General features: G+C 73.6%; 15 protein-coding genes. 12 read left to right on the top strand and 3 right to left on the bottom strand.

Translation table 11 applies throughout. The features are described from left to right. Positions 1-2 precede the first annotated feature (2 nt). The 11 genes from AB0K10_RS09355 (at position 3) to AB0K10_RS09305 (ending at position 14,574) form a co-directional block, all read left to right on the top strand. On the top strand, positions 3-3,221 hold the full coding sequence (locus AB0K10_RS09355; protein ID WP_363681593.1) for a hypothetical protein: 3,219 nt from the start codon (positions 3-5) through the stop codon (positions 3,219-3,221). Next, entirely contained in the window at positions 3,218-4,693 is a 1,476-nt protein-coding gene (locus AB0K10_RS09350) for a hypothetical protein (protein WP_363681591.1), read from the top strand. Before AB0K10_RS09355 ends, AB0K10_RS09350 begins: the two co-directional genes overlap by 4 nt. A 2-nt stretch (positions 4,694-4,695) precedes the next feature. Then, positions 4,696-5,196, top strand: coding sequence for a hypothetical protein (locus AB0K10_RS09345; RefSeq protein WP_053659787.1), 501 nt, complete (start codon positions 4,696-4,698; stop codon positions 5,194-5,196). After that, positions 5,196-5,843, top strand: coding sequence for a hypothetical protein (locus AB0K10_RS09340; protein WP_363681589.1), 648 nt, complete (start codon positions 5,196-5,198; stop codon positions 5,841-5,843). Before AB0K10_RS09345 ends, AB0K10_RS09340 begins: the two co-directional genes overlap by 1 nt. After that, the gene (locus tag AB0K10_RS09335; RefSeq protein WP_363681587.1) at positions 5,840-7,867 is read left to right on the top strand and encodes a hypothetical protein; all 2,028 of its coding nucleotides are present in this window, start codon (positions 5,840-5,842) and stop codon (positions 7,865-7,867) included. The genes AB0K10_RS09340 and AB0K10_RS09335 overlap by 4 nt, the downstream gene beginning before the upstream one ends. Positions 7,868-7,877: 10 nt before the next feature. After that, a complete protein-coding gene (locus AB0K10_RS09330) occupies positions 7,878-8,201 on the top strand; it encodes a hypothetical protein (protein WP_363681585.1) in 324 nt (107 codons plus the stop codon). Position 8,202: 1 nt separating this feature from the next. Then, entirely contained in the window at positions 8,203-8,706 is a 504-nt protein-coding gene (locus AB0K10_RS09325) for a hypothetical protein (protein ID WP_363681583.1), read from the top strand. Continuing rightward, complete coding sequence (locus AB0K10_RS09320) at positions 8,699-10,135, top strand: baseplate J/gp47 family protein (RefSeq protein ID WP_363681581.1); 1,437 nt, start codon at positions 8,699-8,701, stop codon at positions 10,133-10,135. The genes AB0K10_RS09325 and AB0K10_RS09320 overlap by 8 nt, the downstream gene beginning before the upstream one ends. Before the next feature lie 11 nt (positions 10,136-10,146). Continuing rightward, positions 10,147-12,495, top strand: coding sequence for a hypothetical protein (locus tag AB0K10_RS09315; protein ID WP_363681579.1), 2,349 nt, complete (start codon positions 10,147-10,149; stop codon positions 12,493-12,495). A gap of 13 nt (positions 12,496-12,508) precedes the next feature. After that, entirely contained in the window at positions 12,509-13,636 is a 1,128-nt protein-coding gene (locus AB0K10_RS09310) for a hypothetical protein (protein WP_363681577.1), read from the top strand. A gap of 137 nt (positions 13,637-13,773) precedes the next feature. Continuing rightward, on the top strand, positions 13,774-14,574 hold the full coding sequence (locus AB0K10_RS09305; RefSeq protein WP_363681575.1) for a BTAD domain-containing putative transcriptional regulator: 801 nt from the start codon (positions 13,774-13,776) through the stop codon (positions 14,572-14,574). Between the two features lie 15 nt (positions 14,575-14,589). On the opposite strand, the gene AB0K10_RS09300 is transcribed toward AB0K10_RS09305, so the two are convergent. Beyond that, positions 14,590-14,967 (bottom strand): helix-turn-helix domain-containing protein, encoded by a 378-nt coding sequence (locus tag AB0K10_RS09300; protein WP_363681573.1) that lies wholly within the window; start codon positions 14,965-14,967, stop codon positions 14,590-14,592. 60 nt (positions 14,968-15,027) lie between these two features. Between AB0K10_RS09300 and AB0K10_RS09295 the strand changes: the two genes are divergently transcribed. After that, complete coding sequence (locus AB0K10_RS09295) at positions 15,028-15,720, top strand: NAD(P)H-binding protein (protein WP_363681571.1); 693 nt, start codon at positions 15,028-15,030, stop codon at positions 15,718-15,720. Positions 15,721-15,742: 22 nt separating this feature from the next. On the opposite strand, the gene AB0K10_RS09290 is transcribed toward AB0K10_RS09295, so the two are convergent. Next, positions 15,743-16,456 carry an HD domain-containing protein gene (locus AB0K10_RS09290; protein WP_363681569.1) on the bottom strand — a complete coding sequence of 238 codons (714 nt, stop codon included), beginning with the start codon at positions 16,454-16,456 and terminating at the stop codon, positions 15,743-15,745. A gap of 183 nt (positions 16,457-16,639) precedes the next feature. Then, complete coding sequence (locus AB0K10_RS09285) at positions 16,640-17,992, bottom strand: polysaccharide lyase family 1 protein (protein WP_363681567.1); 1,353 nt, start codon at positions 17,990-17,992, stop codon at positions 16,640-16,642. Positions 17,993-18,091: the final 99 nt, after the last annotated feature.

The following is an 18,091-nucleotide window of genomic DNA, read 5'->3' as shown; positions in this document are numbered from 1 at the left end:
CGGTGGCCATCTCGGTGCACGTGCCGGTGCGGATCCGGCTGGACGCCCGGTCGGTGACCGAGCGGCCGGCGGCCGTGACCGACGCGCTCGCCGCGGCCCTGGCCCGCGCCCTGGAACGCTCCCGGCAGGAGGTGGTCGCGCCGCGCGGCGGCTATCTGGAGGTACGCGCCGCGGCGCCGGACTTCCGCTGGACCGGCGCCGGCGCCGAGCGGGTGTCCCCGGACGGCCGGCGGGCCCTCGAGGCACGGTTGCGTCGGCGCATCGACGAGGTGATCGCCGCGGCGCGGCTGGACCCGGGGCTGCCGACCGGGGTGGCCGCGCCGCTGAGCCGACCGGCGACCGAGGTGTTCGACGCGTCTCGGATGCGGCACCTGCTGGCCGTCTACCGGGTGCCGTCCTACGACGACGGTGGTGACGCGGCCGAGGTGCCTGTGGACGGCGACGAGCCGCCCGGCGTCACCTACCAGTGGCTGCTGCGCCCGGCCACCTACCTGGCGGGCCACTTCGCCGAGCTGGCCCGCGAGGCGGTACGCCAGCACGGTGGACTGCCGTCGGGCACCCCGCAGGGTGTGATCGCCCGCGTCGTCGGCTCGGACGGGCGACAGGTCTGGGCGATCATGGTGACCACGACCCCGCTGTCGGTCCTCACGTTCGAGCGGTTCGGCGAGACGGTGTTCCGGGCCACGCCGCAGCCGCACTTCGAGGTGGAGGAGCGGGTGCCCAGCCCGCAGCCCGGGACGGTGCAGCGGCGGCCGGTAGCCGACCGGAATGCCCTGGTCGCCATTGTGGACGAGGAGCTGAGCGCCGACATCCGGCAGCGGCTGCGGACCGCCTCGCCGCGCGGCGAGACCACAAGCGTGGACGAGTACCAGGCGCAGATCGAGCGGGCCGTCGACGCGGAGGTGACCCGGCGGGTCGACGCGATCCTCGCCTCGGTGGGCGGGGCGACGCCTACCTGCCTGGTGGTGGTCAGCATCGGCGGGGTGTCCCTGCTGCTGGTCGGCACCGAGGAGACCGACGCCACGATGCACTGGACCGGCACGGCGAACCTGCTGCCGATCACGGTCGAGCAGCACCCGGCCGCCCCGCCGGACCCGAACGCCCCACCCGGCGGCGGCATCGGCGACGGCACGGGGCCGGGCACGGGCGGCACCGGCACGGGCACCGGGTCCGGCAGCGGGCCGGGCGGCACGGGCGGCACCGGCGGCAGCGGAACGGGCAACGGCGGCAACGGCACGGGCTCCAGCCCGGGTGGCGGCACCGGTGACGGTGGCGGCGGGCGGCGGGGCGGGTTCGTCTTCGACCCGAGCAGCCCGAGCGCGCCGGCCGGCGCCGAGGGCAGCCGGTTCCCCGTCGTCGGCGCGGGGCACTCGGCGATGCCCGCCTGCGCGTCGTTCAACGGCGAACCGGAGCTGGCCGCGCTCGGTGCGGACGGCGACGAGCTGCGCCGGCTGATGGACGACATCGCGTTCCGGTTGCAGATGGGTGAGCCGTGCCGCTACCCGGCGAACTTCTGCCTCCAGGCCGCGGCCGTGCTGCGCGGCCGGGCCGCGGCCATCAGCCTGCTGGTCGGCGCGGCCGAGCGCGAGGCGTTCACCCGGCCCGTACCCCAGGGGACTGGAGGGCTGGGCCCGCTGGACTTCCGGCCGGTCGCCTCGCCCGCCGTGCAGTTCCTGCGCCACCTGGCCGGCGTGGTGCCCCGCCTGGATCACCTCGCCCAGCTCGTCATGCGCCGCTACAGCCAGCCCGAGCACTTCGCCCGCGTCCAGGGTGGCTGGATCGACTCGTCGGCCTCCTGGAACCTGCACTTCGTCCAGGCGTTCAGCCCGGCCGTCAAGGCCGCGGTCGGGCAACTCTTCGTCGTCGGCAGCCAGGCCATGCTCGTGCAACTGCTGCTCAGCTCGCGTACCGGCATCGACGCGCGGATCGCCCGCTTCGACCAGTACGCGCCGATCTTCGAGCGGTTGATCGTCTCCCAGCTCACCGACTACGCCGAGCTGCAGGGGCTGCGCGAGCGGCTGCGCCGCCACGAGGCGGCCCGGTGGACGGCCGCGCACACCGACGCCGGCGGTGGCGTTCTCGCCACGGTGAGCGTGGCCAACCCGTCCACCGCCTGGTACGGGGCGGCCCGCGCCATCTCCAGCGCGTTCCTCGCCGCCGAGGCCGCCCTGACCAGTCCCGGCGCGGCCGGCGAGATCGTCGAACGCGACGGCGTGACGCGGATCCGCGACTCCCACGCGGTGCTGTGGACCCTCGCCGAGATCGAGCAGGCGCTCGTCATCCACCGCGGCGAGGCCGAGGGAATCGACCCACTGGTCAAGCAGATCACCGACATACCAGACGTACTGGCCCGCTTCGCCGGTGACCGGTCGGCGATCCGCGACGAGCTGTGGCGGGTGCTGCAGGACATGCGGCGCAACAACACCGAGATGCTGGGCCGCGCCCGCACCGACGCGCGGTTCGCCTTCCGGTCCAGCCGGATCAGCGAGCACATCCCGTCGGCCACCATCCCCGGTGGACGCTTCGCGTTGCAGGGCGTCCACCTGGTCACCCACCAGCAGCTCGGCGAGTTCTTCGGCGGCAACCTCTACTACGCCACGGGCGTCGACGAGCTGTTCGGCACCGAGCTGGGCCGGGAGGCGCTGAGCGCGTTCGCCATCATGGTCGGGATCATCGCGCTGTCGCTGCTCTGCCCGCCGCTGGGCTTCGTGGTCGGGGTGGCCGTCGCCGCCGTCGACGTGGCGCACGCCCACCAGCGTGAGCGCCTCTACTCCTCCATGCTCGACCCGGAGCTGGTGCTCACCCGCACCGAGGTCGAGGTCGAGCTGTTCGCCGCGTACCTCGGTCTGGCCCTGTCGCTGATCCCGGAGGCCGGCACCATCGGCGGCGCGGCCGTGCGCGGCGGCCGGGTCGCCCTGCGCTTCGGCGTCCGCGCGGGGCTGCGCACCGCCCGGGGGTACGTGGTACGCCGGGTCACCCGGCAGATCGTCGAGGCCGCCTCCCGGGACCTGCTCCAGGGGTTCCTGACCGAGATCCTGCTCAACGAGGTGCTGGAACGGGTGGTGCAGAAGCTGATGGAGCCCGTGTTGGCCTACGTGGAGCGGGAGGCGATGCTCAACGGCGCGGTCGGCGGCCCCGAGGGCGCCCGGTTCATCCTCATGGTGCTCGACTCGCCGCACGCCGCCGCGTCCGGCCCGCGCGTGCCGGAGGTGCGGCAGTGACCGGGCCCCGCCGGTTCCGCGCCGGCCGGTTCCTCGACGCCGCCGCCGTGCACGCCGCCGCAGACGCGAACCCCCGGCTGCGCCAGTTTTTGCGGACGGTGGCCGCGCACAGCGAGGCCGGCGAGGTGCGCTCCCGCCGCCTGCTGGAACACCTCATCCGCCGCATCGTCGACGACGTCGGTGACCTGCACCTGGGCAACGCGCTCAACCGGCTGGAACGCATCGCCGTGCTGCGGGACAACATCGCCGCGATCCTCGACCACGTGTTGGAGGGCGGCACCCTCCCCGACGGGGTGCGGGTGGCGACCCTCGGGGAGTACTTCGACCAGCTCAGCACCGAGATGCGCGAGCTGAGCCGACCCCGCGACGGCATCGTGGGCGACGCGCCGCTGCGGCTGGCCGACGACTCCGCCGCGTACGCCGAATCGCTGCTACGCGAGTTCGACGGTGGCGGCGCGGCCGGCCGGCACGTCGAGCCCACCGCCATCGTCGGTGACGCGTTCCGGGCCATGCCGGCGGACCGGCAGGCCGCGCTGCGCCGTGCCGCCGAGCTGGAACCGGCCGCGCTGTGGCACGCCGTGGCCGCCGAGTCCGAGGCCGGCAAGCGGGCCGCCGTGGCGGACCTGGAGACCCGGCTCGGTGGTCGGCTCACCCCCGACGAGGTGGCCCGGCTGCGGACCGCCGTCGACGATCTCGGGCGGGCCCGCTCGCGCGGCGTGCAGATGAGCGACGCCCGGCTGGCCGAGGCCCTGGCCCGCATCGCCGACCCGGACCTGCGGGCGGTGGTGGCCGGCGGCGATGTCTGGCTCACCCAGCAGCTCGCCGTGCACAACCCGGAGGCACTGGCGACCCTGTGGCGGCGCTTCCGCGACCAGGGTGGCCGCGCCGACGACCGCGCCGGCTTCCGCGCCTACCTGCGCCACGACATGGTCACCCACGGCCGGGGCGTGCTCGGCGAGTACACGGCCGCGTTCTCGATCAGCAGCATCGAACTGTTCCTCAAGGGCCCGGACGCCGACGTCACTGCCCGCGGCACCGACCTCGTCGGCATCGGCCACGACGGCTGGGTATGGCTGATCGACGACAAGTCGCACCGAGTGAGAAGCGTCAATGGGGTCACCGCGCTCACCGACAACCTGGTCACCAACCTGCGCCGCGACGCCGCCGACTTCCGCGACGCCATCGCTCGGCTGCAACGCGACGACTCCGGCTTCACCCCCGACCCGCGGATCCTCGACGCGATCTTCCGCATCGAGGACGCCGCCGCCGAGATCGAGCAGATCAACCTGCGCGGCGCCGAGTCCACTCGTTCGGCGCGGATCAGGCGGGCACTGCGGCAGCGCAAGCTGCGGCTGCGGGTCACCAGCGCCGCCGGACAGGTTCGCGAGCTCACCGAGGCGCTGCGTGAGCTGGGTCTGGCCGTCAGTCCCACCCGCACGCCGGTGCCGCCGCCACCCATCGGAGGGCGCTGAGCATGGCCATCACCAGCAGTTTCATGCGGTACGGCACAGTGCCGTCGGCGATCATCAGCGACGGGGTGCTGCCGATCCCGCTCTGGGCGGTCACCGCCATCTCGCTCGCGCAGACGTACCACCTGCCGCCGATCGGCTCCACCGCGCACAAGGCCATCGTGGCCACCCACGACGACACCATCACGCTGACCGGCGTGCTCGTCGGCGCGGAACGCTACGCCTGGAAGTTCGCCCTGGAGACGATGGCCGAGGCCAGCAAACGCGGCACCGCCCTCGCGGCGTACTCCGGTGGGAAGTTCGGCGGGCTCATCCTCGTCACGTCGATGACCATCCGCACCGACATGCAGGTGCAGTCGCTGACCTTCAACGCCTCGGCCGCCCGCCGCGACGTCCTGGACACCACCATCACCCTCGTCCACGTGCCCCGTCCCAGCCTGCTCGGCAAGCTGCTCGACGTGGCCAGCATCGGAGTCGGCGCGCTCGCCGACGGGTTGGGCAACTGATGCCACCGTTCCCGATCGACCGTTACCTGCTGCCGGAGACGCCCATCGAGGTGCCCGCCGGATTCACCGAGGTCCGGCAGAGCCTCACCGCCGGCCTGCCGCACCGCGTCGAGCTGGGCGGCGGCGTACACGCCGTGCTGATCCTGCCCACCGGGCTGGCCCGGCAGTGGCTCGCCACCGATCCCCTCGCCGTGGTCAGCACCTCCGCCGACGACCTGATGCCCCGACCCGCGCCGCCCGCCACGCCCCGGACGCCCGCCCTGGTCGGCCGGGTGCCGCTGCGCCTGGTCGTCCGCCAGGGCACCCGGATCCTCGGCTCGGTGCCGCTCGCCGCGGGCCTGCGCCGGGTCTGCCCCGACGCCGGCCCGGCAGCCACCAACGGATCCACCCCGGTCGCCGTCGAGGTGGTGGTGCTCGCCTGGCTGCTGCACGCCGGGACGGTACGCGGCTCCGGCGACTACGGCTCGACGCTGACGCTGGCCTGGCGCCCCGCCGACCGCGCGGTCGACACCTTCGGGCCGCCGCCGATCAACGAGTTCGTCTGGCGTCGCCGCCCACCGGCGCAGCGCGTCGAATCCGAGCTGGGCCCCGGCAGGTTGCGCTACCGCTACCTGCTCGACAAGAAGATGCGGAGGGTACTGCGGTGACGCTCACGCCGTTCCAGACCGGCCAGGTGCGCCAGGGCGCGGTCGGCAACGACGCCGGCTGGACCCTGACGTTTCACCGGGAGACCCCGACCGGGCTCAGCCCGGACGTCGCGCTCACCCTGTCCAGCGCCGACTACTACGCCGCCATCGACGCCGCGCTGCCCGACGGGCTGGGTCCCGGCGCGTACACGATCACCGTCCAGGGGCTGATCGACGAGCACTTCGCCGCGCTGCGCACCGCCGAGGGACAGCCGCCGCTGGTCGCGAAACTGCACCTGTACTGGCGCGACGCCAACACCTCCGTCGGCGCGTTCTTCACCAACCTGGTCGGCGTCAACGCCGGCCCGACCCCGGCCGAGCTGACCCAGGCACTCGTCGCCGTGCTGCGGGTGACAAAGGTGCGCCGGCTCACCGGCGAGCGGACGTACGACACCGAGCTGACCCTGGTCGAGCAGGCGTACGCCCGGCTCGGGCAGCGCGTCGCCGAGCGGTTCGAGGCGGCCACCTTCACTGCCGCGATCCGGGCCATCGGCGAGCGGACCCGGGTCGACGTGACCGGGTGGGGCGCCAACCCGGACGGCACGATGACCCGAGGCGCCACCGAGGCGGCCGGCGACGAGCGGGTCGCCTTCGGGGCCGGGCTGCTCTACCGCGCCGCCCTGGAGCGCATCGGTGGCGCGTTGCAGCAGTCGCTCAACGCGTACGGGCGGGGGATGCTGCTGATCCGCGACGGCACCGTGCACGTCGGGAAACGCCCGATCCCGTACCCGGAGGGGGAGCCGAAGCCGCTCACCCTCGCCACCGGCCTGCTGGAGTGCACCGAGAACGGCACCCAGGACACCGACCCGTACGCGGCCACCGAGGCCGGCGGCACCGCCGCGCCGCGCCGTCGGGCGTGGACGCTGACCCTCAAGGGCCGCCCCGACCTGAAGCCCGGCGACCTGGTGCGCTTCGATCCGCCGGCGACCGACGAGGCCACCACTCTGGGCAGCGTCGGCGCGGCGCTGCTCGGCTCATTCGCCGCGCCGTTCGCCCCGTCGACCGGGGAGCTGGGCGCCGGGGCGAAGCTGCTCTACCTCAGCGCCGCCCGGCACACTCTGTCGCGTACCGCCGGGTTCGTCACTGTGGTGCAGGGCGTCGAGATCGCCGCGCCCGCTCAGGCCTGGGACAGCTGGAGCGACGCGTCCGGCGTGGGCCCCGCCGAGCCGGCCGGCCCGGCGTCGTCGCCCGGGGTGGCCGCCGCCGAGGCGGTCCGCCGGGCGGCCCGTGCGGCCCGGGGCGAGACGCGCGGCCTGGAGATCGGCGAGGTCCGCGCGGCGGCCACCAACGCCAGCGGCGCGGTCGAGCCGCCGGCACAGACCGAGACGGTGTGGGAGGGCCTGGTCCGCCCGGACGGTCGCCCCAACGGCGCCCGTCGCCTGCCGGTACGCCGCGAGCAGCCCGCGCCCCTGCCCGGAGTGACCTACCTGACCCCGTTCGCGTGGGGTGGTTGCGGGCTCATCCTGCCCCGCTATCCGGGCACCCGGGTGGCCCTGGCCTATCGCAACGGCGCCCCGGACGACCCGGTGGACGTGGGCGCGCTCTGGCCCACCGGGCACGCCCCGGTGTCCCAGCCGGGGGACTGGTGGCTGTCGCTGCCGGTCGGCGTGGCCAGCAACAGCCGCTCCTCGATCGCGGACGCGGTGGTGCCCGCCGACCACAACGGCAAGGTGGTGCACGACCTCACCGACGGCGACGGCAACCGGGTCATCGAGCTGGGTGAGCTGACCGTGCGGGTGGGCCGGGCCCAGTTGCAGGAACGCGGTCAGCGCCCGGCCCGCACCAAGGAGGCCGGCAGCATCACCATCGAGCACGCCGCCGGCGGGTCGTCGATCGTCATGAAGCAGGACGGCTCGATCACCATCACCGCCACCCAGATCGACCTGGACGCGGGCAACGGCGCGGTGAACATCAGCGGCGGCACCGTGAACATCGCCGCCGCCGACGTCGACGTCCAGGTCGACAACGCGATGAACGTCCACTGAGGAGAGCGAGATGGCATTCGTGCTCACCACGTCGAGCGACGTGCACTGCCCCAACTCGGGGAAGGTCACCCCGGCCGGGCAGGGCAAGCTGACCGTCGGCCACGCGCCGGTGGTCCGCCTCGACGGCATCAGCGGCAAGTCGGTGGCCGGGTGCACCATCACCACCAGCAACTCCACCAAGCAGTGCAGCACGGTGACCTCGGCGACCGGCGCCGCCGGCAAGCTCAAGGTCGGCAACGTCGCGGTGGCCCTGGGCTCGCTCAGCGGCGCCACGGACGGCTCCAGCCCCGGGCTGGCCGCCAGCGCCGGGCAGAGCAAGCTGAAGGCGGTCTGAGGTGGACCGTACCGAGCGGGAACGGCAGGCCGCCCAGCGCCGCTACCTCGGCTGGGGTCTCGCCTTTGAACCCACCATGCCGGGGGTGGACCTGGCCCGCGACATCGTCTTCGACGACGGCCCGAACGGCCGCGTGCTGGCCCTCGTCGAAGGCACCGGCAACGTGGCGCAGAGCCTCGCGGTGGCGCTGACCACGCTGCGCGGCTCGAACGTCTTCGACGCCACCTTCGGCTTCGACGGGCTCAACGCCCTGGCCGAGCAGATCGAGCCGAACCTCGTCCGCGAGCAGGTCCGCATCGGCATCATCACGCTGCTCGACCGCGATCCCCGCGTCCGCAAGATCGTCGACGTGAACCTCGACGACGGCCGGCTCGGCGCGGGCCGTGCCGACGACGCGGCGGCGGCCGCGCTGCGGTCCTCTCGCACCCTCCAGGTGCAGGTCCAGTTCGAAACCATCACCGACGACCGGCTCTCGGTGCATCTCGGGGAGCTCCCCAGTGTCTGATCCGACCCTACCGGCCGAACTGGCCGACGTCCTCGCCGTCGACGCCGCCGCGCTGCGGGCCACCGGCTCGACAGGCTTCGGCATCGTCGAGACCGGCTTCGTGCCGAAGTCCTTCGCCCGGCTGCTCGCCGAGAAGCTGGCCACCGCCCGCCTGCTCTTCGGCGAGGACATCGACCTGACCAGCGGTGCGGTCCTGCGCAAGACACTGGAGTTGGCCTCGCTGGAGGACGCCCGACTGTGGGCGATGTGCGGCTCGTTCTACGACAACACGTACGCGGTGTCGGCCACCGCCGAGGCGCTGACCCGCCTCGGCGAGGAGCTCGGCACCCCCCGGCCGCACCTGCAGGCGCGGGGCACGCTGAAACTGAAGCTGAAGGCCGCCCTGCCGGCCGGCCGGACCCAGCTCACCCTGCCCCGCGGCGCGCGGCTGTCCACCCCCGGTGGGCACCACGTCGCCCTCGACGAGACGGTGGTGCTCTCCGCCGCCGTCGGCGAGCGCGAGCCGGCCGTCGCCGCCTTCTACCCCGGCCCGACGCACAACCTCGACCCCACCCAGGCCAGCCAGAAGATCGACCGCTGGAACCGGGCCGACACCCTGCTCGCCGACCTGAACGCCGCCGAACTGGCCGCCGGCGAGGAGCTCGTGGAGATCACCCACACGGTGGCGCTGACCGGAGGTGAGCAGCAGGTCTCCGACGCCCGCTACCGACAGCTCCTGCTGGCCGCGCCCCGCTCGATCTGGACGGCCGAGGCGATCGGCCTGGCCGTGGCCACCGTGCCCGGCGTACGTCAGGTGCAGGTCTTCGACGGCCGGGGCGGGCTGGACCTCAACCAGTCCATCTTCGGCAACTTCAACTTCATCGAGCGGGTCTTCAGCACCGAACGCGACCTGGGTAACCCGTACTACGTCACGGTGCTCGTCGCGCCGACCGCCGCCGCCATCTGGGACGGCCCGGACGGGCTGCACGCCTCCGTCGAGTCGGTCATCGAGGACCTGCGTCCGGTGGGCATCTTCGCCTCGGTGGACCGGGCCGACGAGGTCGGCATCGGCGTCGAGGCGGACCTGGTGATCCGTGGCCTGCCGCTGCCCACCGGCTCCAAGGAGACGGTGAACGCCTCCACCGCCGCCTCCGAGCTACGCGCCCGCCTGCACGCCCGACTGCGCCGCTACGTCGACGAGCTGCCCTTCGGTGAGCCGGTCCGGGCCGCCGAGGTGATCTGGACGTTGATGAACGAGCCGGGCGTCGCCGACGTACGCGGGCTGCGGCTGGTCCGCTTCCCGGCCGACTCGGCGGTGGTGGTGACCGGCAGCGCGCCGACCGGCGACGGGGTGCAGCGCCTTCCGGTCGGGGACAACGCCGTGCTCGCGGCGAACCAGGTGCCCGTCTACGTCGACCGGGACGATCCCCGGCCGTTCCGGATCGTCTGAGCGGGGGCGCGATGACCGACCTTCGGGTGCCGGTGGACGGGGCCGACCCGTCCGTCGAGCAGAACCTCATCGACCAGTTGGAGGGCCCGTACCCGGGTGCCGTGCGGCGGGTGGTGGTGCCGGTCGAGGTCACGGGCGTCGCCGCCGTGGACTGGACGACCCGGCATCCGCTGCTCACCGTGGTGCTGCGCCGGGACCTCGCCGAGGAGACCGTCCGGGTGACGGTCACCCTGGACCCGGGCGGCGCCGACGAGCGGGCGCTGCCACCGGCGGTCTTCGCGCCCTGGTCGGCCAGCGGCGCGTCGGTGCCTGCGCACGTGCCGGACACTGCCGCCGAGCCGCTGGTCGCGCCGTTCACCGTCGCCGTGGCCGTCGACCGCGCGGTCGACGACGACGCCGCCGCCACGGCGGTCACCGGCGCGGCACTGGCCGAGCTGGTCGAGCTGGCCGTGCTGGAGGGCAACATGGGCCGGCTGCTCTACCTGGTGACACACGAGAAGCACCGACTGCGTCGGACCCTGCGGGAGGTGCACGCGTACCGGACCCTGGCGCACGCCCGCCGGGACGCGCTGGACCGGATCGGCGCGGACGTCGGGGTGGCCCGCTTCGTCGACGAGCTGGTGCACGAGCCGGCCAGCGGCGAGGTGTACGCCCGGCGGCTGGCCCCGCCGGCCCGCGAGCCGGACGCGGCGTACGCCCACCGGTTGGGGCTCTACCGGCGGTTCCTGCTGCCCACCCCGGGCGGGGTGCGGCGACTGCTCAACGGCCCCGGTGCGGACACCGACCCGAACGCGGGGCTCTTCGCCGACCTGCCCGGCGGCGCCCGCTTCACGCTGCGCGAGGACGACGACCGGTTCGCGGTGGCGATCCGGCTGGTCGCCGCCGGTGACCCGCAGCACCGCACCAACTTCCTCGCCCAACTGCGCCGCGACCGCCTCGTGCTGCCCGCCAACACCCCACCGAACAACACCGTGCACGCCGGACGCGCGTTGCCGGCCAGCCGGCTCGCCGAGGTCACCGCGCTGCGCGCCAGCCTGCGCCAGTCGTACGCCTTCGACAGCGCGCACGCCGTCGCGCCGCCGCTGGCCACCGCCCTGGACCGGGCCGGGCGGGTCTGCCGGGCGCTCGGCTCGACACTTGTGTGGCAGGTGACCCGGGCCCAGGACGACGCCGGCGGCAGCCGCTACGAGCTGGGTCTCGGCGTGGACGTCAGCTGGCCGACCCCCGCGCAGGCCACCGACCTGCGCAACCGGGTGCTGGACACCGGTCGCGCGATCACCGCCGACCGGACCGCCGAGGCCCTGATCGCCGCCGCCCGCGCCGCCGGTGTGCCCACGGTGGCCGCCGACGGCGAGGTGGCCTGGCTGTGGCGGGTGTGCGGCGTGCAGACCGCGCACCGGATCAGCACCACCAGGATGTACCTGTCGCACCTGCCCACCCGTGGGCTGGCGGTGACCGCGCCGACGGTCGCCACGGTCGGCGTGGACGTGGCCGTCGAGGCGCAGTTCCACGCGCCGGGCGACCCGGGCGGCAACGCGCTGCTGCTGGCCGGCCTGGCCGCGGCCGCCACGGCCTGGACGGGCGCGGGGGAGCCGGCGTGGACGCCGCTGACCGACGCGGCGGCCCGGACCCGGTGGGCGGGCGTACCGACCCGGCCGGCCGGGCAGCCGGTCGACGAGGTGCTGGCCGCCGCCGGCCTGCCCGCGGTACGCGACCCGGCGCCCGTGGTGGCCGCGCTGAACCGGCTCCCCGACGAGCTGGTGGAGACCATCGAGCTGCCGGCGGCGTTGGCGTCCGCGCTGATCGCCGGGCAGCCGGCCGCCGCCGACCGGCTGGCCCGACTGGTCGGCCTGCTGCGCGACCAGCATCTCGCCGCCGCGCTGCCGCTCGTCGACACCGGCAACCGGGTGCTGCTGGTGTGCAGCGTGATCGGGCTGCCCCAGGCCGGGCTCAACCTGGCCGAGCGGCGGGCCACGGGCTTCCGCTGGTACACAGTCGGGCTCGGCGGCGGGACGGCGGAGATCAAGGCCGTCGGCGCGCGGACCACGCTGCGGCCCACCCACGCCGGGCTGGTGGCCGTGGTGGCGCTCTCCTACGTGCGGACCGGTCTCACCGACCCGTACGAGTTCCGGGTGGAGCTGCCCGACGGGGTGACGTTGACCCTCGCGCAGTACGAGCGGCTGATGAACGCGCTGATGCGGGTCTGCCCGCTCGGCGTGGAGATCAACACCTTCGGGATCCGGCGGGACCACGTCGACCTCGATGCCGACGGCGACGCCGAACCGCTGCGCCCGGCGGTGGCCCGGACCTTCCGCACCTTCCAACAGCGCCGGCACCGCGGCGTGTACGACCAGCTCTGAGAGGGACATCATCATGGCGAGCGAGATCAACTACGACGGGGTGACCGTCACCGAGCTGTACGAGGCGTTCACCAAACACGGCATCCCGCAGTCGGACGCCAGCGTGCTGGTCTCCTCCTGGATCTACGAGAACGTGGGCACCGCGAAGCGGGTGTTCAACTACGCCGAGCCGTTCTCGGCGGTGGAGCCGGGCTGCGCGCCGCCACCGTTCGCCCGTACCTTCGCGCACAGCGACTGGGTCGACGGCGAGGACGTCGTCCAGGCCGGGCAGACGCCCGGCGAACAGGGCTTCAACGAACGGTTCCACCGCATCGAGCACGACCTCGACCACCTCGGCACCGACCTGGCCAAGGCGTTCTCCTGCATGGCCGCGATGCGGGTGAGCCTGCGCCACCTGCTCGACGAGATCCGCGCCGAGATCAACAGGCTGCACTCCACGGTGCACGAGACCAAGGTCAGCCCCGGCCCGTACCAGCTCGAGCAGATCCCCAACTACATCGGCACGTTGGACTTCGGCAAGTACATGGGCACCACCATGTTCATGGACAAGAAGGTAAGCATCTGGCAGACCAAGGCCGGCACGATCGTGCTGCCCGCCGTGGAGACCCTCGGTGTGGACGTGGTCGCCGGCCCGAAGGTCCGGGGCGCCGCCTACCTGGAGCGGTACGCCGCCGAGAACGGCGACGTCCGGCAGCGCTTCCCGCAGGAGGTGAAGCTGACCGAGTTCATCCGTACCTTCGGCGAGGACGAGCTGGCCGACGGCCGGACCGTCCGCGACGTGCTGAAGGTGCTGCCGGCCGAGACCGCCTACCAGAGTGTGGACGCGATGTTCGCGGAGGTGAGCGAACGGGAGGCGGTGATCGTCCGGACCACTGTCGGCGCCCAGTCGGCGGTCGCTGCGGCGCTCGGCATCGAGTCCGAGTTGGAGAACGTCGCCGACGCCGACATCGCGATGCTCGCCGGGGTGCCGACCAAGGCCCGCGCGGCGCTGACCCGCGCCGGCATCAGCACGCTCGGCAAGCTGGCCGAGGCGCCGCCCGAGCGGGTGCTCGGCATCATGAAGGACGCGGGGGTACGCGCCGAGGTCGGCGACGCCGCCGAGTGGACCGGCTACGCCCGGACGCTGAGCAAGCTGCGCTGAACGGTCGGCACGGACTCCGGCGAACGGCTGATCCCCGTCGTTCGCCGGGTCGGTGTGACGACACTGCGCTGGCGCGCCGACCGTCCACGCCCGAGCGTGGAACTCCCACACCGGCGATCGGGTGCGAAGGGCGCAGGATGCCAGTTCACGAGGTGACGCAGGACCTCCGCTCCGGGGCGCACGAGGCCGGCGCAGGGCGGACGACCCGCTACACGCTGCGTCTGCTCGGCGGTTTCGGGCTGGAACGCGACGGCCGGTCCGTCCCGGTGCCGCAGGGCGCCCGCCGGCTGCTCGCCTACCTCGGTGTACGCCAGCGGTGCGCCCGCTGGGAGGCGGCCGGCACCCTCTGGCCCGGCTCGCACGAGGAGCGGGCCCGCGCCAACCTGCGCACGATGCTCTGGCGGCTGCACCGGGTCACCCCCGAGCCCCTCGTCGAGGAGGACGACCGGCTGGCCCTGGCCGCCGGCGTGACAAGCGATGTCGCCACCCTCGCCGCGGCGTCCGTGGCGCTGCTGGCCGGCGGGGTGCCGGCGGGCGTCGGCGCGGGGGTGCCGGCGCTGGCCACGGGCGAGCTGCTGCCCGGCTGGTACGACGACTGGGTGCTGACCGAGCGGGAGCGGCTGCGCCAGACCCAGCTGTACGCGCTGGAGGCGCTCGCCGAACGGCTCACCGCGCAGGGTCGCTTCAGCGAGGCGGTGCAGGTGGCGTTGACAGCCGTGCAGTTGGAGCCGCTGCGGGAGAGCGCCACCCGCGTGCTGATCGCGGTGCACCTGGCCGAACGCAACATCAACGAGGCGGTACGCCGGCTGGAGCTGTTCCGCGCCGACCTCGGTCGGGAGCTGGGTGTCGCCCCGACGCCCTGGCTGGAGCACCTGGTCCGCGCGGGCCTGCACACACAGGCGTTCGCGCCGGGCGTCGGTGGCGGTGTGCCGGCGTGATCCGCCGGACGCGGCTCAGCTACTAGCCCGCTGGGCGGCGTCCCTGGAGCGGGCCAGCTCCTCGGCGTGATCGCGGGCCCACGCCCGCGCGTGCTCGACGACGCCGAGCAGCGAACGACCGAGCGCGGTCAGCTCGTACTCGACACCACCGTCGTCGGCGCCGGCGACCGGGCGGCGGCGCACCAGGCCGTCGCGCCCCATCAGGGCCAGGGTCTCGGTGAGCACCTTCGTGCTGATCGGGCGCAGGTGGCGGCGCAGGACGCCGAACCGGCGCGGCCCGTCCTGGAGACACAGCATGATCATCGCGGTCCACTTGCCGCCGATCTGGATCGGAAACGTGCTCATCGGGCACGCGGGGTCGAAGGAGGGCAACGGCCCGACCGACTGGGTCACCGATCCAGCGTAGGTGGTCACGTTGCGGTAACCACAGGTGTGGGACCTACCGTCGTGGCCATGTCCACCACGTCACCAGCGCGACGGGTCGCGGTCCTCGGTGCCGGCGGCCGGGTCGGCCGTGCCGTCACGGCCGCACTGCTCCCGCACGGCCTGCACGTCGACGCCGTGCTCCGCCAACCTCACCGCCACGACCTGCCGCCCCACCCGAGCCTGCGCATGGTGCCCGGCGACGCCCAGCGCCCCGCGGAGCTGGCGTCGACGCTGCGGGCAGTCGACGCCGTGGTGCTGGCCGTCACGCCGTTCTCCGCCCCGCCGCAGTCGTTCGACGACTTCGACCTCGACTACTTCGCGGCCATCGTCGCCGGCATCGACGCGTCCTGGCGAGCGCCCCGTCGACGCCTCGTGGCGGTGGGGCTGGCCGCCACGCTGACGCTCGACTCCGGCACCGCGTTCATGGACGACCCGACACTGTTCCCGCCCGCGCTGACGCCGTTCGCCCAGGCGCACGCCCGGCACCTGCCCGCGCTCGCCGCCACGACGCTCGACTGGGCGGTCCTGACCCCGCCGGCCGGGTTCGGGACGCCTGACACGTCGGCGGCGGGGCGGGGGTACCGCCTGGTCGCCGAACCCCTCACCCGCGAGCAGGCGACCACCTCGCTGACGTACGACCAGTACGCCCGCGCCGTCGCCGACGAGCTGGTGCGGCCAAGTGTCCACACGGCCCGGGTCGCGGTGCTCTCCCGCGCCTGAACGCCGTGGGAAACGCCGCCGGTCAGCGCGAGTGGGCCGGCCGGTCGAGGATGGCGCTGAACCGCTCCTCGGCCAGGTCGAGCTGGCCGAAGATGTGGGTCTTCACCTCCGGCGACAGCGGGGTGTCCGGACGGCCGATCAGATCCCGGAAGAGCGGCACCAGCGGCCGGTACTTCTTGGCCGACGACACGACCTTCGGCCCGATCGTGTGGATCACCCCGACGCCGTTGTCGGTGAAGTCCGACACCTTGATCACCCGCGCCCAGGGTTCCCGGTCCAGGCTGACCGCCAGGTGCTCCCGGTACTGGACGTTGCGGTCGCGCTGCGGGTCGTACGCCGGGTTGGTGACGGCGGCGACCAGGGTGGCCACCCGCGGCCCGAACCGGGCGGCGAGCGCGGCCAGCGCCGCGTCGGTGCCGCCGTCGGCCAGCTCGGCCGGGTGGTCCTCCACCGCGTCGTGCAGCAGGCCGGCGACGATCACGTCGACGTCGCGGACCTGGTAGTGGTGCATCAGCCGGATGGCCACCCGCAGCAGGTGGTTGAGGTACGGCTCGCGGACCCGCCGGTCGTCACGGTGCAGCTCGGCGGCCAGGTCGAGCGCGGCGGTCAGGCGGGCCCGTTCGGCGTCGTCGAAGCGCTCGACCTCCAGTCGGAAGCGCTCCAGCAGGCCCGGTTCGCCGTGGATCTCGGTGATCGCGTGCATCGGCATGCTGCCCAGGTGCGGCGGGAAGTCCATGCGTCACTTATAGCCGATCTTTCCCCCGTCGATGGCCCGCTCGGTCGCCGACCCGACCGCGCGTTTCCGGGGTGATCGACTCGGTTTCCCTGTAATCGGGGTGTCCGGAGCGCTCGGGCACCGCGATATCAGGGAAACCGAGTCGATCATCGCGGGCAGCGCATCGGCGGCGCAGCCGGTCGCTCAGAGCGGCAGCCGATCGGCACCGGCGAGCGGGCCCACCAGGAGCGGAACCAGCGGCGCGGGCAGGACCGGGTCGCGGCGCAGGGTGGGCACCCAGCCGGCGTCGCCGCCCAGGTCGGGCTCGTGGGTCGCGTTGTACGCCGCCAGCAGGTCGACCGGCCGGGCGCGGCCGCCGCCCCGGCGCACCCACGAGCCCCGCTCGGTGAGCGCCGTGCCGCCCCAGTCGTAGAGCAGATCGGCCGGATCGAGGTCGGCGTCGAGGGCGAAGAAGTTGTTCTGCGCGTAGATCGCCGACTGCACACCGACGCCGAGGGCGTACTGGAAGCCTGGACCACCGAGCCGGTACAGGTTGTTGTGCACGTCGACCTGGCCGAAACGCACCCGGGGCAGCCGTTGCAGGACGCCGTCGAAGAGATTGTGGTGCAGGGTGACCTTCAGCCGACCGACGTCCGGGCCGACGGTGTTGGACGAACCGATGAGCATCAGCTTGTCCCGTCCGGTGAAGCGGTTCCAGGAGGCGGTGACGCCGCTCGCGGTGTGCGTGACGTCCAACGACCCGTCGTGCACCTGGTACGGCCGTCCGAAGTAGGTCGGCTGCGCGCTGTCCGGGTTGTCGCCGTCGGTGAACGTGTTGTGGTCGACCCAGACGTGCTCGCTGCGCCGTACGGAGATCTGGTCGTACTGGCTGTTCCAGTTGCCGGCGTCGCCGTCGGTGGGGGACCACGCCGGAAAGCAGTCCCGGGCGTCCACGAAGGTCAGGTTCCGCACGATGACGTTCGACGCCCGGTCGATCATGAGCGTGAGGCCGGTCAGCCGGGCGCCGCGCAGCCCGACGATAGTGGTGTTGGGGCCGACGTTGAGCTGCGTCAGGCGCGTCTGGTTGGCCACCGAGCGCACCCGGGCCTCCTCCAGCGGCCCCGCCGGCGGCACCCGACCCCAGACCGCCGGGTCGTACGCGGCCAGGTAGGCGTCCAGCCGGTACGCCGGGTCGGCCAGGTCCGCACAGCTCAGCGCGGTGCCGTCCGGCCCCTCGAAGCCGTCGATGACACCGTCGACGTAGATCAGTTTCGCGGTGCCGTCGGTGGCGTTGCTGGCGATGTCACCACCGAGCGCGGCGACCAGCCCGGCGCGGTCGTGCACCACACGCGTCCGCTCGGGCGCCGCCGCCGAACCGCCCGTGGTGCCGGCGCCCTCGGCCGCCCAGCCGTCCCGCTCGGGCAGCGCCTGCCGACCGAGTTGACGGGCCGACCAGGACAGCCGGTCTGCGGAGACGGAGTCGGAACGGGATGCGGCCGTCGGTGCGCCGACCAGCAGGAGGGCAAGCGCCATCGCGCCCACGAGGGGTGTACGCATTGATTGTTTCCGTTCGCTGGTGGTGTTTCGGCATCCACCAGGAACGGTAGGTTCACGCTTTTATGTCGGTCAATATCTATTGTTTGCAGGAATGTTGCA

This window comes from Micromonospora sp. NPDC049274, assembly GCF_040678875.1.
In the GTDB taxonomy this organism is placed as follows: Bacteria; Actinomycetota; Actinomycetes; order Mycobacteriales; family Micromonosporaceae; genus Micromonospora.
Note: the sequence above shows the minus strand (reverse complement) of the source record. Positions and strands in the feature narration are given on the sequence as shown.